The following is a 14,749-nucleotide window of genomic DNA, read 5'->3' as shown; positions in this document are numbered from 1 at the left end:
TTGATAAGCCAGCGCAGCGGCGGGGGCAAGAAAATCAGCACTAGGACCTGGGGTTGTCCGCTTCGCCATATCGCTGCAGTACTGCAAGTAGGTCATTGCGGTTCAGGGGTTTACTCAAAAACTCGTCCATACCGGCCTGCAGGCAGGCCTTACGGTCGCTTTCAAAGGCATTGGCGGTCAGCGCGACGATCACCGGCTGGGCCCCTCCGCTGTTGCGAATGACGCGGGTGGCATCAAGGCCACTCATCACTGGCATAGACATATCCATGAACACCAGGTGCGGTCTATTCTCCTGCACCTTTTCCACAGCTTCACTGCCATTATGCGCAAACTCCAACTCGATGGGGACATCGCGCAGGAACTTCTTCATCACCAGCCGATTTACTTTGTTGTCTTCAGCGACAAGAATCCGCATCCCGGAAGGAACCGATGGGATCAAAACTTTTGCAACCTTGGTGTCCTCACCGCTGTCGCCCACCGTTTTAGCAGCCTCCAGTTCAAGCGTGACTGTCAGACAGGTCCCAACGCCAACATCCGAGGTAACAGTGATCTCGCCGCCCATGGCATTGGTCAGTTTACGTGAAATCGCGAGCCCAAGTCCGGTCCCACCGTACCTGCGGGTTGTGGCGGCCTCCGCCTGTGAGAAATGTTCAAAAATACGATCTAGCTTGTTCTCGGGGATTCCGATTCCGGTGTCTTTTACAGAAAAACTTAAGGCCAGAGCATCACCTTGAGGTTTGATCTTTAACGTCACCCTCACCTCACCAGTGTCGGTGAATTTGATCGCGTTCCCAACCAGGTTCAACAGAATTTGACGAATTCGACGATCATCACCGTGCACGTTTTTTGGGGCCGTCTCAGAAATGTCCAAGGCAAGGGTCAGCCCCTTTCCCCATGCTTGCGGCTGCAATAGACGCAATGTTTCCTCAAAACTCTCGTGGATATCAAAATCTACGCTGGAGAATGACACCTTGTTGGCGTCCAGTTTAGACAGATCCAACACGTCATTGATAAGGGCCAGCAGCGTTTTGGAAGAGCTTAAGATAGTACCCGTGTACAACTGTTGCTCTGCGTCCAGGGAGGTGCCTTCAAGCATCTGTGCCATGCCAATAACACCATTCATCGGTGTGCGGATTTCATGGCTCATCGTCGCAAGAAATTCAGCCTTCGTCCGCTCACCTTCCTCAGCAGCGATCCGCGCCTCCTCCATCTCTTGTGCATGAAGGTGTGCCGCCGTCACATCGCGTTCAACCGCAACAACGGTTTCGATTTCACCATTATACCCCCGCACCGGAACTTGGTTGGTCTCTATCCAGATCAGCGAACCATCCTTACGACGGCTTTGAATCTCAATTTGAAATGGAAGACCTTTTGCCCGATTTCCCAGCAACAAACTGGCCTCTTCAGAATCTGGGTCTTTAGTTCCCAATAGCTCACAAGGAGTACGCCCAACCGCCTCGGAGTAGGTATAGCCAGTGATCCTGGTAAAGGAGTCATTGACCCAGGAAATCTTGTCTTCCCGGTCAATCAGAAACACACTATCGTAAGCGTGCTCAGCCACCAGAGCAAGGCGCCTCGCCTGCTCTTGTTGTTCCTGCAATAATGCGTTGGAGACTTCCAGTTGCTGGCGTTGCTCGAACTGATCTTTCAAATGCAGCCGGGTCCGGTGAAAGTTTCCATTCATAAAGTTCTGCATCCACATCATCATCATGTAGAGCATGGCCAGCCCAGCCAGGTTCATGTGAATATGATCGTCACTTTCAAAGGTACCGAATACTTCGCCGGCTAAAATAGCCATCGGTGTCAGTCCATATACCGTTAATCGCACGTACCCGGCGACAGGGTTATATGGCAGGACCATTCCGGCATTGATCGTCGCGCTTATCAACAACCCCAACGCAAATAGAGGCTCAGCATCATCGTGCTGTGCATACCAGGAGAGCCAGACGCATACTGCCGCAGTTAACGCCTGTATCCCCGCCGTGACCCCCGTGAGAATGGACAGCTTGTAAAAGGAGTGTCCACGGGCAAACATAATCGGGATATATCGCAGTAATATACAATCGGCGACATCACCTAGGAAAACGAGGGTCATCGCCAGCAGCCCGACACCAGGCGAAACTAGAAACCAAAGAATAATACCGTTAGCGACAGCAAATATCTGACGATAGGCGAAATGCCGAATGCGTCCTTTTGCATAGCGCAACAGTAAGTTCGTTGGGTTGTAGATCCGATGATAGTCGGTCGACGCGCCCGAGGATGCACCTCCCAGTTCAGTCATCGTTTTGCCTATGTGCTGTTACCACGTCATGACATGCCTAACTTTAGGGTGTTAACATTTTACACTTCGGTCATGTCCAGTACCACCCCGGCATTCTTCATTTTATCCAATGCAACGTTCAGAGATCCGTCCATGTCGATTGCGCGACAGGCCGACAATTCAACCCTAACCCGAAATCCAAGTCGAATAGCATCAAGTGCGGAAAATGCGACACAGAAGTCCGTGGCCAGACCAACTAAAGTCAAGTCCTTGATACCACGCTCGTTTAAGTAACCCTGCAACCCGGTTGGCGTTGTCTGGTCATTTTCGTAAAAGGCAGAGTAGCTGTCGATTTCGGGGCGATACCCTTTTCGGATAATCATATCTGCATTAACTTGAAGGTCAGCATGAAATGCGGCCCCTTCCGTGCCCTGAACACAATGGTCTGGCCATAACACCTGCAGCCCGTATGGCATTGGGGTTGTATCAAACGGTACTTTTCCACTATGAGATGAAGCAAACGACGAGTGCCCACTGGGGTGCCAGTCCTGTGTCAGAATCACAGCGTCAAAATCTGCCATCATGCCGTTGATGACCGGTACGATGTCGTCGCCCCCCGACACGGCCAGTGCGCCGCCGGGGCAAAAGTCATTCTGTACGTCGATAATGATAAGGGCCTTGGTCATATTGTTCTCCCGTTCTGTCCCCTCTGGCCTAGGCAAAGGCAGCACTCAGGTCAACGTGAGCCTTGAAACTACCGCGCCTCCGAACTATTCGCTGCTATATGTATGTTATATGCGCTCTCTATCACTTCACCCAGTTTTCTGACACGGCGACCATCAAGCCCGCTCTGTTGGATCAGTGCCTGACGCACAACGTCAAGGGCTCTTTGCTTTTGGCGCGCGAAGGGATCAACGGCACAATTGCCGGGTCACGCTCAGGGATTGATGCGGTGCTGGCCCATATCAAGGCTCTGCCCGGGTGTGCCAACCTGGAATGGAAGGAAGCGACAAGCGAAGAGGCCCCATTTGGAAAAATGAAGGTCCGGCTGAAAAAAGAGATCGTCACCATGGGGCAGCCTAATGTGGATCCCAAGGCGCATGTTGGTCACTATGTAGAACCACAAGAATGGAATGATCTGATCCAATCAGATGACGTGGTGGTGATTGACACCCGAAACGATTATGAGGTCGGCATTGGTACGTTTGAAGGGGCCATTGATCCCAAAACGGCATCATTCCGCGAGTTTCCCGCTTGGTGGGAAAACAATAAGGACCGGTTCCACAACAAGCGGGTCGCGATGTTCTGCACCGGCGGCATTCGCTGTGAAAAGTCGACCAACTTCCTGATCGGCCAAGGCATCGAGGACGTCTATCATCTAAAGGGCGGCATTCTGCGCTACTTGGAAGAAACCCCCGTTGAAGACAGCACCTGGCAGGGTGACTGTTACGTTTTCGATAATCGTGTGTCGGTGGGACACGGGCTAAAAGTTGGACCACATCAACTCTGCCACGGCTGCCGTCGCCCACTTGTGCCCGAAGACACCAGACATCCGGCGTTTGAGCTGGGTGTATCCTGCCACCAATGCATTGATGAAACATCCGACGCAGACAAAACGCGGTTTCGCGAACGTCAAAAACAAATTCAACTGGCCAAAGAACGCGGTGAAAGTCACTTGGGTTGAGTTCAGGATAAGCAAGAAAAGGCCGCCCTGTAAGTCGGCCTTTTGTCCATCTGCATTATCGAAGCAATCTCGCGCGAAAGATTTGCACAAAGACTCGCCATAGCTTTGCGTATCGGCACCAAAAGTTGTCTCAATTTTCGCCCCTACGCGCTTGGCGATTCAATCCACATTTTCGGATTTTGGAAAGGGGCTGCCGCTCATGAAGCATGCGCAGTCCCTTGGCAATGGCGTCTCTGTATCATTCCACTGAACCAGTAGAACCCTCAGGTAATAAACAGCCCGTTGCCGTTCTTGATGCGGGTCGCAGCGAATGGCGGGTTTCCTTACTGGGGTAATGGCTGTGCAATTCCTGATTGTGCTATTACCCTAGCATTCACCCCAACTTTCCGGCATCCTTTACCCATATTGATAGACTGGAAGGCAGTACAATGGACAATTTGAACCGCAGAGCTTTCTTACGAACCGGGCTTTTGAGCGCCACCTTTTTAATCTCTCCTGCCGCTGTCGCCTTGGCGAATACATCGTCTCTTTCTGATCTTGGACGGCTGATGAGCGCCAATGACCTCGTTACGGTTTACTCCGCCCGCGAAATCGTCACACTTGATCCCTCGCGCCCATCCGCCGACTTTGTCGCCGTTGCAAACGACCGCATTTTGGCCTGTGGAACGCTTGACGAGGTGAAAGCCGCTGTCGGGGATCTGCCCTATGAAATGGACACAACGTTCCAAGACAAAGTGATTGTTCCTGGCTTTATTGCTCAACACGCGCACCCGCTACTTGCCGCTCTCTCAATGTCGTCCGAAATCCTGTCGATCGAAGATTGGGAGCTGCCCACGGGAACAGTGCCTGCGTTGAAAGACAAAGCAGATTTCATGCAGCGATTGGCGAGCGCCGAAGGGAGCCTTGATACAGCCGAGTCAGTGTTGTTCAGCTGGGGGTATCACGCTGCATTTTACGGCACCCTTACGCGCAGCGATCTGGACGAAATCAGCACAACCCGCCCAGTTATCATCTGGCTGCGGTCCTGCCACGAATTTGTACTCAACTCGTTCGCTCTTGCTCAGGCTGGTGTCACCCAAGACCTGATGGATGGCTGGAGCACATCGGCCCAAGCGCAATCTAGTTTTGTGGAAGGTCACTTTTGGGAGCAAGGAATGTTCTCTGTCCTGCCTTACATCGCTCCTATGGTCGCTGACCCTGACAAATTTCGTGAAGGCGCGATTGTGATGCGCGATTACATGCATTCAAAGGGGATCACCTTTGGCAATGAGCCCGGTGGAATATTGGCCAAACCGGTGCAGGACACGGTGAATTCGGTAATGTCCGACTCGTCAATGCCGTTCCGCTGGTCGTTTATGGCCGACGGTAAAACCTTGGCGGAAACCTATGCGGACGATGCACAGGTCATTGCCGAAACCGAAAAGCTAGAAAGCTGGTACAACGGGATGACCCACTTAGCGCAGGGATCAGTAAAGTTGTTTGCAGATGGAGCGATTTATTCGCTCGCGATGCAACTGCGAGAGCCCTATATTGGCGATTACCACGGCGAGTGGATGATGGATGAAGACCTGTTTGATCGTACTTTCAGGATTTACTGGAACGCCGGCTATCAAATCCATATTCACGTAAACGGGGATGCTGGACTAGATCGCGTGCTCAATGCCCTTGAAACCAACCTGAAACCTAATCCACGGATCGACCATCGCACAACAATTGTCCATTTTGCAGTCAGTGCCCCAGATCAGGTTGATCGCATCAAACAGCTTGGCGCAATTGTAAGCGCCAACCCATATTATGTGTCCGCTTTGGCCGATCAGTACAGCGAAACCGGGCTTGGGCCAGAACGGGCAGATCAAATGGTCCGTCTGGGTGATGTCGAACGTGCGGGTATTTCCTATTCACTGCATTCCGACATGCCTATGGCTCCGGCGGATCCTTTGTTTTTGATGTGGTGTGCGGTCAATAGGATCACCAGTTCAGGGCGTATAGCAGGCGAAAATCAGAGCATTTCCCGCGAGGGAGCCCTGCGTGGTGTGACACTTGATGCGGCCTATTCGCTCAGACTGGAGCAGGAACGAGGCAGTATCGAACCCGGAAAACTCGCGAATTTTACAATTCTGGACGAAAACCCCCTGACGGTTGAGGCAACCAAGATCAAAGACGTCGGTGTTTGGGGGACTGTCATGGAGGGCCGGAAAATTCAGACCGGAGATGCCGATGGACGAAAGGCCTTGTTGGACCCGACACCATCCGGGATCAACAGAACCGAATTTGCCAAGGCCGCAATGGAGCACGCCATTCGCTCAGTCCACTCTCACGGGTAGTTCTGAAAATATGAGAGTGGCGGCGGACTTTCGTTTTGCGGACATTAGTAGTCCGCGCAGCGAAAGTCCGTTGTCCGTCTTTTGTGTCGAGTTTCTGCGCCAGCAGCATGGGTCACGATCCAACCAACCCAGTCTAGCGACATGCCTACGGAGCATTTGCGCAAATCTTTGGTCGATGCGCAAAACAATGCTTGTCCCAATACTAAATCAGAAATCCAGATTTTCGACGCTCAACGCGTTTTTCTGGATGAACTCCCGACGTGGTTCGACCACATCCCCCATCAGCTTGGTGAACAGGTCATCGGCTTCGACCAGATCATCCACCCGCACCTGCAACAAAGTCCGCGCATCCGGGTCCAGAGTGGTTTCCCACAGCTGGTCTGGATTCATTTCACCCAAGCCCTTGTAACGTTGCAACGATAACCCTTTTTCGCCCTCGTCCAAAATCGCTTTAAGCAGTCCCAGTGGGCCATGAATGGCCTGATTGCGATCACGACGTACTAGCGTTGCAGTGGCCGAGTAAACCTCTTGCAAGCCCTTGGTGAAACTGCCAGCTTTGCGCGCCTCGCCCGAGCGTAGCATTGGACCGTCCAGGGTGCGGACTTCCTCGACGCCGCGCAGGATGCGGGCCAGACGGATACCGTGGTCCTGAGTGATGCGACCCTGCCAACCTTGTTCATATTCCAACGCGATCTGGTTCAACCGCGTCGCAACTTTGTCAGCCACGCCCTGCAAATCCGCGTCCACAGCACCTGGTACGAAACCACCAGCCACCGCTGCCTGTTCCAGAATATGGCGCGGGTAATGGGTTGGAAATGCATCTAAAACCCGCTTCAGTTTCCGTGCCTCATCAACGACACGGGTCAGATCCTGACCGGCAAGTTCTTCACCGGTTCCCAGCCGTAGCACGGCGCCTTCGACACCCTGGTTGACCAGATAGTTGTCCATTTCCGCCTGATCTTTCAGGTATCTTTCGGACTTGCCGCGGCTGACCTTGTACAGTGGCGGCTGCGCAATATAGAGATAGCCCCCCTCGATCAACTCGGGCATCTGCCGGAAGAAGAAGGTCAGCAGCAGGGTTCGGATATGCGCTCCGTCAACATCCGCATCGGTCATGATGACGATCTTGTGGTAACGCAACTTTTCAATGTTGAATTCGTCACGGCCAATGCCGGTTCCGAGCGCCATCACCAGGTTGCCGATCTCTTGGCTGCCCAGCATCCGGTCGAACCGAGCCCGTTCAACGTTCAGGATCTTACCTTTCAGCGGCAGGATCGCCTGTGTCTGCCGGTCACGACCTGTCTGCGCCGAGCCCCCAGCCGAGTCACCCTCCACCAGGAAGACTTCGGTTTTTGACGGGTCTTTCTCGGAACAGTCTTTCAGCTTACCTGCCAGGAAGTTCACATCCATCGCTGTCTTGCGCCGGGTCAACTCCCGCGCTTTGCGGGCGGCCTCACGCGCGTGGGCGGCCTCGATAATTTTACCAACGATCTGCTTGGCCTGCGCGGGGTTTTCTTCGAACCACTCGGCCAGTTTTTCGTTCACCATGCCTTCGACGGCGGGGCGTACTTCGGAACTGACCAGTTTGTCCTTGGTCTGCGATGAGAATTTCGGGTCCGGCACTTTGACCGACAACACGCAGGTCAGACCCTCGCGCGCATCATCACCGGTGAAACTGATTTTCTCACGCTTGGCGATACCCGAGCTTTGGGCGTAGTTGTTTATGGTACGGGTCAGCGCACCGCGAAATCCAGCGACGTGGGCGCCGCCATCGCGCTGTGGAATGTTGTTGGTAAAGGGCAGCACCGTTTCGTGGTAACTGTCGTTCCACCACATGGCGATTTCCACCACGATGTCGTCACGCTCTCCGATGATGTAAATCGGTGTTTCCATGACGGCCGACTTGTGGCGGTCCAGGTATTTTACAAATTCTTTGACGCCGCCTTCGTAAACCAACTCGGTTTCAAGCCGTTCGGCTGGACGTTCGTCGATCAGGATGATTTTGACACCCGAATTCAGAAACGCCAATTCGCGCAGACGCTTTTCCAGGGTTTCAAAAACATATTCGAGATTACTGAATGTGTCTGTCGAGGCCATGAAGCGCACCTCGGTACCGGTCCGATCACCACATTCACCCACGACTTTCAGATGCTCCACTGTATCGCCGTGTTCAAACCGGGCAACGTGTTCTTTGCCGTTGCGCCAGATGCGCAGTTCCAGCCAGACTGACAGCGCGTTTACCACCGATACGCCAACCCCGTGCAGGCCCCCGGACACCTTGTACGAGTTGCTGTCGAATTTACCGCCGGCGTGTAATTGGGTCATGATCACTTCGGCAGCGGACACGCCTTCTTCCGAGTGAATATCAACTGGAATTCCGCGTCCGTTATCGCTGACCGAAACCGATGAATCCGCATGGATTTTCACTGTCACAGCGTCGGCATGACCGGCGAGGGCTTCGTCGATACCATTATCAACAACTTCGTAGACCATATGGTGCAAACCCGAGCCATCGTCGGTGTCACCGATGTACATACCGGGTCGTTTTCGGACCGCCTCCAAGCCTTTGAGAACTTTAATGGAATCCGCGCCATATTCTGCGGGGGCTTGCTCGGTTCCGGACATTCGCGACTTCCTCTTAAACTTTGGGAATTTATACGGAATCCGAGCAGGGTTGTCACGCAAATCGCTCGATTTTAATAGGCAAAATCAAGCTGCTTTGGCACCAAGCCGAGCCGCTTGATCCAACCAGACCTTTACCTTGGCCTCTGCGGCATCCGTCGCAGGCGCAAACGATGCAAATTTGGTCGGCGTGATGCCCACAAATCCCAGTACCTGGCGGCTGAGTATTTTCTTTATCGCATTCCCATAGAAGAGCCGCAGAAGTACGGAGGGCGTATCCGAGGTCAGCAATACCCGCGCAGTTTTGCCTTTCAACATTGGCTTCGGCAGACCCATGAAGCTTGTGTTGCGGGTATCAAAGGTCCGCCCCGGCAACAGCGCCCGATCGAACAGCCCCTTCAGCTTGGCAGGAATCCCCCCCCACCACAGCGGCGTTGCAACCACGATGTGATTTGCCCACTCCACATCGCCAAGAAACACGTCCAGGACCGGCTCCAATGGCTTTGTATTCCCATAACCGGCATGACCATAATCCATGTCAAACGACATCTGTGACAAATCATGAAAACGCACGTCATGGCCTTGCGCCTCGGCTGCGTCCATATAGGCTTGGCAAAGAGATTTCGACAGCGAGGTCTCACCGGGGTGACCACTCAGGATCAGGATTTTCTGGCTGGACATTTGCGGCTCCAAATTAGTAAAATTGACTACGGTCACTTTCATATAGGAATAAATTGACCGCGGTCAATTTTAAAATGGTAACGCTTCCGTGAACACACGCGCCCCACAGCCAAGACGATTGAAAACACGTGCAAAGTTAATCGAAGTTGCACAGCAAATAGTCGCGGTTCAGGGCTATTCCGCTCTTCGTGTCGAAGATGTGGTAGAACAGGCAGGCGTCGCCAAGGGCACTCTGTTTTCCCACTTCAAAGACAAAGATGGATTGCTGGCGGTGCTGATCGGCGCCGAGATCATGGCTAAACTTGACCAGATGGAGACACATGGGCAGCCCAACACCATCAACGAAGTCATTGATCGTCTTTCCCCCCTGCTCACCTTCATCGCAACCGACCGGGTGATTTTCGAACTCTTATTGCGCTACTCGGGCTCAACTGGGGCCGAAATCGACGAAGTGGTAACAGCAGGACTTGTGCGCCAAGTCACCCTCTTCGCCGGTTGGCTAACTGAGCTACAACATACCAGTGTAGTACGCGATGACTCCCCTGCCGAACTCCTGTCCGAAGGCATCCAAGCCTTTCTCTACCACGTCCTAGCACTGTGGTTCTGCATGGAGCACACCAACGCAGATTCACCTGCCACATCATTGCAACCGTTTCTGCACAGCTGGCTGGCACCCAAAAGCTAAAGCAGCGGTATCGCCAGCCCTACACAGATCAGCAAGCCACCTGAGACAATGTTGATCCGCTTTAAGCTGTCAGATGAAGAAATAAACTGGCGCAGGTGGTGGATAAACCCTGCCAGCACTAGGTTCCCCACCAGCGGCACCATGAACGATAAAACCACAATCGCCGTCACATCTTTCCAGGTCAGCCCCGACAGATCAAAAAAGCCGGGCAATACGCCCATGTAAAACAGGATCGCCTTGGGGTTGCCCAGGATCACTGCCACCCCTGCCAGAAAACCCGCCCAGGCCCCTGGTCGGGTGAGCTTTTTGTTTTCCTGCACACCGTCTGCGTCATGGCGGATCAGCAGAACTCCCATGATCACGAACATCAGACATGCGACCCAGCGCATCACGGCCATCAGGCCTTCCACCTCGGACGTCAACCAGGCCATGCCAGCAACCGCCAGCAGCGGCCACAAAATATCTCCGCTGGCGACCCCCACCGCCAGTGGCCAAGCCGCATGAAATCCACCCGATAGCGATCGCGCCATTAGGGCCATCCATACGGGTCCCGGCGTCAGAAACAGAACAAACAGCGCGCCAGCGTAGAGCACCAAATCCCAAACGGTGACGCTCACGACTGGTGCACCTGCGACAAACCGTCGTTCTCGGTCACCTGCAACATCTGTGCCCGGTCGCCCAACACGGAAAACAGCTCGGGGCCGGTCCCGGTCATCCAGGCCTGAGCCCGCAAACCACAAATCTCATCATACAGTGCCGCACATCGCTCAGCGTCCAAATGTGCCGTGACTTCGTCCAGCAGCAACATCGGCGGTGCGCCTTCGCGCTGTGCCAGCGACCGTGCATTCGCCAAAATTAGCGAGACCAACAAGGCCTTTTGCTCTCCGGTCGAGCATTCTTTTGCCGGTACGCCCTTGGCTGCAAAAGTCCCGATCAGATCACTGCGGTGTGGCCCAACCAACGTGCGGCCAGCGGCCAGATCCCGAAACCGGCTCTCGGCCAGCGCCTCACACAGATCCTCTTGGCTACCGGGCATAGTGCCTTCACTCTGGATCAACTCCAGTTCAGCCGTCGGAAACGCAGTTTCAGCTTCGGCCTGGGCCCCTTGCAAATGCTCCAACGCCAATACGCGCGCCTGATGCAGGCGATTGCCAGCCTCGGCCATCTGTGATTCCAGCACACGATACCAAGCCGGGTCGCGCACCTGCTCTTTCAACAGCCGGTTCCGCTCGCGCATGGATTTCTCGTAGGTCAGCGAGGCTTCGGCGTGGGTCGGATCGAAACTCAGAACAATGCGATCCAAAAATCGCCGCCGCCCTTCTGCCGCTTCAATCCACAACCGGTCCATTGCCGGGATCAGCCATACCACCCGGCTGATCTTGCCCAAAGCGATCTGACTTGCAGTTTTGCCGTCAATCCGAACCTGCCGCGCCGCGCCTGCCTCGGACCAGGTGTCAATTTCGTAGATCTGATTAGGAGCCTGCAATTGCCCGGTGAGCTTCCACCCCAGTGCCTCGGTGCGGCGCGCCATATCCGCAGCGCCCGCCCGGCGCAATCCGCGGCCCGGCGAAAACAGGGATACGGCTTCTAGGATATTGGTCTTGCCCGCGCCGTTGGCGCCATGAATTGCCACCGGACGCCCGTCCAGTGTCAGCTCCGCCCACTTATGCGAGCGAAAATGAGACAGGGTCAACGCGGTCAGAGCCAACATCGCCCAGCCTCATTTCTTTTTGCTAATAAGACTTCCGCCTTCAGGCGATCATACCCGCATCGGCATCACAACATAGACCGCGCTTTGGTCACTGCCTTCGCGCATCAATGTTGGATCACCTGAAGAGTTGAACATGAATACCGCATTTTCGCGGTCCACCTGATTGGCAATTTCCAGCAGGTATTTGGCGTTAAACCCAATCTCCAGCCGCTCGTCGCTATAAGCTACGGCCAACTCTTCTTCGGCAGCACCACTGTCTGGCGCATTGACTGACAGAACCAACCGGTCCTCGTCCAGCTGTAGCTTCACAGCGCGCGACCGTTCCGAGGACACTGTCGCCACCCGGTCCACAGCCTGCGCAAATTCCTTGGCGTCCACTTCCAGACGACGGGTGTTGCCCTGCGGAATAACACGTGTGTAATCGGGGAAGGTTCCATCGATCACCTTTGAGGTCAGCGTGATGTCTGGCGTCGCAAAGCGCACCTTGGTCTCGCTCACCGAAACTGCGATTTCCATGTCGTCGTCATCCAGCAGCTTACGCAGCTCGCCCACGGTTTTACGGGGAACAATGACACCGGGCATTTCCAGCGCACCGGAAGGCAGATCCGCATCAATGCGCGCCAGACGGTGACCATCTGTTGCCACACAACGCAAGGCCTTACCGTCTGCGCCATCTGCCGTGTGCATGTAGACACCGTTCAAGTAATACCGTGTCTCTTCGGTCGAAATCGCAAACTTTGATTTATCAAACAACCGACGCAGCATCCCAGCCGGAGCCGTGAAATTGGACTGGTATTCTGACGAAGCCATCACTGGGAAATCTTCACGCGGCAAGGTCGCCAGCGAGAAGTTGGACCGTCCGGCCTCAACCGTCAATCGCCCGGTGGCTGCATCAGCGGTCAGGGAAACCAAGGCCCCATCGGGCAATTTGCGGACAATCTCGTGCAATGTCGTAGCTGCCACCGTGGTAGCCCCGGCGCGTTCGACCTGCGCAATCGCTTTGTCGACCACTTCGATATCCAGATCGGTGGCACGAAATTGCACCTGCTCACCTTCGGCCTCGATCAAGACATTGGCGAGTATCGGGATAGTGTTGCGGCGTTCCACAACGGACTGGGCCTGGGACACTGCCTTCAGCAGGGCGCCACGTTCAATACTGATCTTCATTCCCTCAATCCTCTTCGAATGGCCGGGAAGGGCAAACTAACGTTTTAACCAACCGGCACAAGGCTTTTCATGAATTTGTTCAGCGGAAAGACCGGCCCGTCAAGGGGCACAAGGCCGATGTCCACCCATTGCCGGCCAATCGTTGCCCTACCGCACAAAAAAACGGCCCCGGAAATTCCCGAGGCCGTCCATACAGAACAAATTACGCTTCTAGCGCGCGGCGCAGCATTTCGACGTCTTCAGCAATCTGTCCGTCAGTTTGCTTTAGCTCTTCGATGCGCTTAACGCCGTGCATCACAGTCGTGTGGTCACGACCACCAAAACGGCGGCCAATTTCCGGCAAAGACCGGCTGGTCAGCTGCTTGGACAGATACATCGCCACCTGACGCGGACGCGCAAACGACCGCAACCGTTTGGGGCCAATGATGTCGGACATACGGATATTGTAGTAATCAGACACTTTACGCTGGATTTCTTCGACCGTGATTTTACGCTCGGAGGCACGCAGAACATCGGCCAAACAATCCTGTGTCAGGTCCATATCAATTTCGCGCCCAACCAATGAGGCAAAGGCGAACAGGCGGGTCAAAGCACCCTCAAGCACACGCACATTGGTCGAAATACGGTGGGCCAGAAATTCCAGGACACCGTCAGCGATCTGCAGGCCTGGATAGGTGGCGCCGTATTGCTTGACCTTGGTTTGCAGAATGCCCAGACGCAGCTCATAGTCAGTGGGATGCAGATCAACCACCAAACCACACTGCAGACGTGATTTTACCCTGTCTTCCAGATCCTTAATCTCACCCGGGGCGCGGTCGGCTGAAATAATGATCTGTTTGTTCTGATCCACCAGCGCGTTGAAGGTGTGAAAGAACTCTTCCTGGGTCGATCCTTTGCCGGCGATGAATTGAACGTCATCCACCATCAGCACGTCAACCGACCGGAACAGGTGTTTAAAGTCCATCATCCGACGTTCGCGCAAGGCCTGCACAAAACGGTACATGAACTGTTCTGCGGACAGATACAGGACATTCAGATCAGGCTTACGGGCGGTCAGCTCCCAGGCGATGGCATGCATCAGGTGAGTCTTACCCAAGCCAACGCCACCATACAGCACCAGCGGATTAAAGGTGACGGGACCACCCTCGGCGACCCGGCGCGCAGCTGCATGGGCCAGCTCATTGGGCTTACCAACGACAAAGCTGTCGAATGTGAAACGCGGATCAAGCGGCGCGGCCTGCAGCGTTTCCATCTTATTCACAACCGTACCGGCAGCACGTTGAGTAGGATTCTCCAGCTCAGCGTGCTGATCCGTCAATTCCTGAAAAGGTTCCTCTGCACGCTCAGCCGAACGAGCTGGGCGGACCGGCGAATTGGCAGCAACCCTGAACGACAAACGCTGCACCGGCTCACCGGACAAGCTGAGTTCATGCAGAATCAAATCCGCAAAGTTTTGACTAACGTAGTTTCCCATAAAATTAGTCGGAACGTGGAATACAGCCACTCCCCCTTCCAACTCATCGAACTCAAGTGGTTCAATCCACGTAGTATAATTGTTTTGACCGACCGTTTTGAGCAACCGCTGCCTCAGTTGGCTCCATTTTTCTTGTGTCAT

At 54.3% G+C, this 14,749-nt stretch carries 11 protein-coding genes; 3 read left to right on the top strand and 8 right to left on the bottom strand.

Annotated features, from left to right (window positions below; all coding sequences use genetic code 11):
- Window positions 1-40 precede the first annotated feature (40 nt).
- Together EBB79_RS00055 and pncA are read right to left on the bottom strand one after the other, a co-directional pair.
- Window positions 41-2,281 carry a PAS domain-containing hybrid sensor histidine kinase/response regulator gene (locus EBB79_RS00055; RefSeq protein ID WP_127746877.1) on the bottom strand — a complete coding sequence of 747 codons (2,241 nt, stop codon included), beginning with the start codon at window positions 2,279-2,281 and terminating at the stop codon, window positions 41-43.
- Between the two features lie 59 nt (window positions 2,282-2,340).
- Window positions 2,341-2,946, bottom strand: coding sequence for a bifunctional nicotinamidase/pyrazinamidase (pncA, locus tag EBB79_RS00050; RefSeq protein WP_127746876.1), 606 nt, complete (start codon window positions 2,944-2,946; stop codon window positions 2,341-2,343).
- A 98-nt stretch (window positions 2,947-3,044) separates the two neighbouring features.
- On the opposite strand from pncA, the gene trhO reads away from it, so the two are divergent.
- Both trhO and EBB79_RS00040 read left to right on the top strand, forming a co-directional pair.
- Window positions 3,045-3,944 carry an oxygen-dependent tRNA uridine(34) hydroxylase TrhO gene (gene trhO / locus EBB79_RS00045; RefSeq protein ID WP_127750816.1) on the top strand — a complete coding sequence of 300 codons (900 nt, stop codon included), beginning with the start codon at window positions 3,045-3,047 and terminating at the stop codon, window positions 3,942-3,944.
- A gap of 428 nt (window positions 3,945-4,372) precedes the next feature.
- Window positions 4,373-6,268: an amidohydrolase gene (locus tag EBB79_RS00040; RefSeq protein ID WP_127746875.1), complete on the top strand. Its 1,896-nt coding sequence runs from the start codon at window positions 4,373-4,375 to the stop codon at window positions 6,266-6,268.
- A 207-nt stretch (window positions 6,269-6,475) separates the two neighbouring features.
- Here EBB79_RS00040 and gyrB read toward each other — a convergent pair whose 3' ends face one another.
- Together gyrB and EBB79_RS00030 are read right to left on the bottom strand one after the other, a co-directional pair.
- Window positions 6,476-8,893 carry a DNA topoisomerase (ATP-hydrolyzing) subunit B gene (gene gyrB, locus EBB79_RS00035; protein WP_127746874.1) on the bottom strand — a complete coding sequence of 806 codons (2,418 nt, stop codon included), beginning with the start codon at window positions 8,891-8,893 and terminating at the stop codon, window positions 6,476-6,478.
- A gap of 84 nt (window positions 8,894-8,977) precedes the next feature.
- A complete protein-coding gene (locus tag EBB79_RS00030) occupies window positions 8,978-9,571 on the bottom strand; it encodes an NAD(P)H-dependent oxidoreductase (protein ID WP_127746873.1) in 594 nt (197 codons plus the stop codon).
- Between the two features lie 118 nt (window positions 9,572-9,689).
- Between EBB79_RS00030 and EBB79_RS00025 the strand changes: the two genes are divergently transcribed.
- Window positions 9,690-10,256 carry a TetR/AcrR family transcriptional regulator gene (locus EBB79_RS00025; protein WP_238704963.1) on the top strand — a complete coding sequence of 189 codons (567 nt, stop codon included), beginning with the start codon at window positions 9,690-9,692 and terminating at the stop codon, window positions 10,254-10,256.
- On the opposite strand, the gene EBB79_RS00020 is transcribed toward EBB79_RS00025, so the two are convergent.
- The 4 genes from EBB79_RS00020 to dnaA all read right to left on the bottom strand — a co-directional run bounded on the left by EBB79_RS00020 (window position 10,253) and on the right by dnaA (window position 14,749).
- A complete protein-coding gene (locus EBB79_RS00020) occupies window positions 10,253-10,873 on the bottom strand; it encodes a LysE family translocator (RefSeq protein WP_127746871.1) in 621 nt (206 codons plus the stop codon). The genes EBB79_RS00025 and EBB79_RS00020 overlap by 4 nt on opposite strands.
- Window positions 10,870-11,967, bottom strand: a complete 1,098-nt coding sequence (gene recF / locus EBB79_RS00015; protein WP_127746870.1) for a DNA replication/repair protein RecF — start codon at window positions 11,965-11,967, stop codon at window positions 10,870-10,872. Before recF ends, EBB79_RS00020 begins: the two co-directional genes overlap by 4 nt.
- Before the next feature lie 48 nt (window positions 11,968-12,015).
- Window positions 12,016-13,134 carry a DNA polymerase III subunit beta gene (gene dnaN / locus EBB79_RS00010; RefSeq protein ID WP_127746869.1) on the bottom strand — a complete coding sequence of 373 codons (1,119 nt, stop codon included), beginning with the start codon at window positions 13,132-13,134 and terminating at the stop codon, window positions 12,016-12,018.
- A 202-nt stretch (window positions 13,135-13,336) separates the two neighbouring features.
- Window positions 13,337-14,749 (bottom strand): chromosomal replication initiator protein DnaA, encoded by a 1,413-nt coding sequence (gene dnaA / locus EBB79_RS00005; protein ID WP_127746868.1) that lies wholly within the window; start codon window positions 14,747-14,749, stop codon window positions 13,337-13,339.

It is taken from the genome of Parasedimentitalea marina (assembly GCF_004006175.1).
Classification (GTDB): domain Bacteria; phylum Pseudomonadota; class Alphaproteobacteria; order Rhodobacterales; family Rhodobacteraceae; genus Parasedimentitalea; species Parasedimentitalea marina.
Note: the sequence above shows the minus strand (reverse complement) of the source record. Positions and strands in the feature narration are given on the sequence as shown.

Bases quoted from the DNA above. Each gene is read 5' to 3' on its own strand.
- trhO (WP_127750816.1), top strand. From the start codon at position 3,045: ATGTATGTTATATGCGCTCTCTATCACTTCACCCAGTTTTCTGACACG.
- EBB79_RS00030 (WP_127746873.1), bottom strand. From the start codon at position 9,571: ATGTCCAGCCAGAAAATCCTGATCCTGAGTGGTCACCCCGGTGAGACC.
- recF (WP_127746870.1), bottom strand. From the start codon at position 11,967: ATGTTGGCTCTGACCGCGTTGACCCTGTCTCATTTTCGCTCGCATAAG.
- dnaA (WP_127746868.1), bottom strand. From the start codon at position 14,749: ATGACACAAGAAAAATGGAGCCAACTGAGGCAGCGGTTGCTCAAAACG.
- dnaN (WP_127746869.1), bottom strand. From the start codon at position 13,134: ATGAAGATCAGTATTGAACGTGGCGCCCTGCTGAAGGCAGTGTCCCAG.
- pncA (WP_127746876.1), bottom strand. From the start codon at position 2,946: ATGACCAAGGCCCTTATCATTATCGACGTACAGAATGACTTTTGCCCC.
- gyrB (WP_127746874.1), bottom strand. From the start codon at position 8,893: ATGTCCGGAACCGAGCAAGCCCCCGCAGAATATGGCGCGGATTCCATT.
- EBB79_RS00055 (WP_127746877.1), bottom strand. From the start codon at position 2,281: ATGACTGAACTGGGAGGTGCATCCTCGGGCGCGTCGACCGACTATCAT.
- EBB79_RS00040 (WP_127746875.1), top strand. From the start codon at position 4,373: ATGGACAATTTGAACCGCAGAGCTTTCTTACGAACCGGGCTTTTGAGC.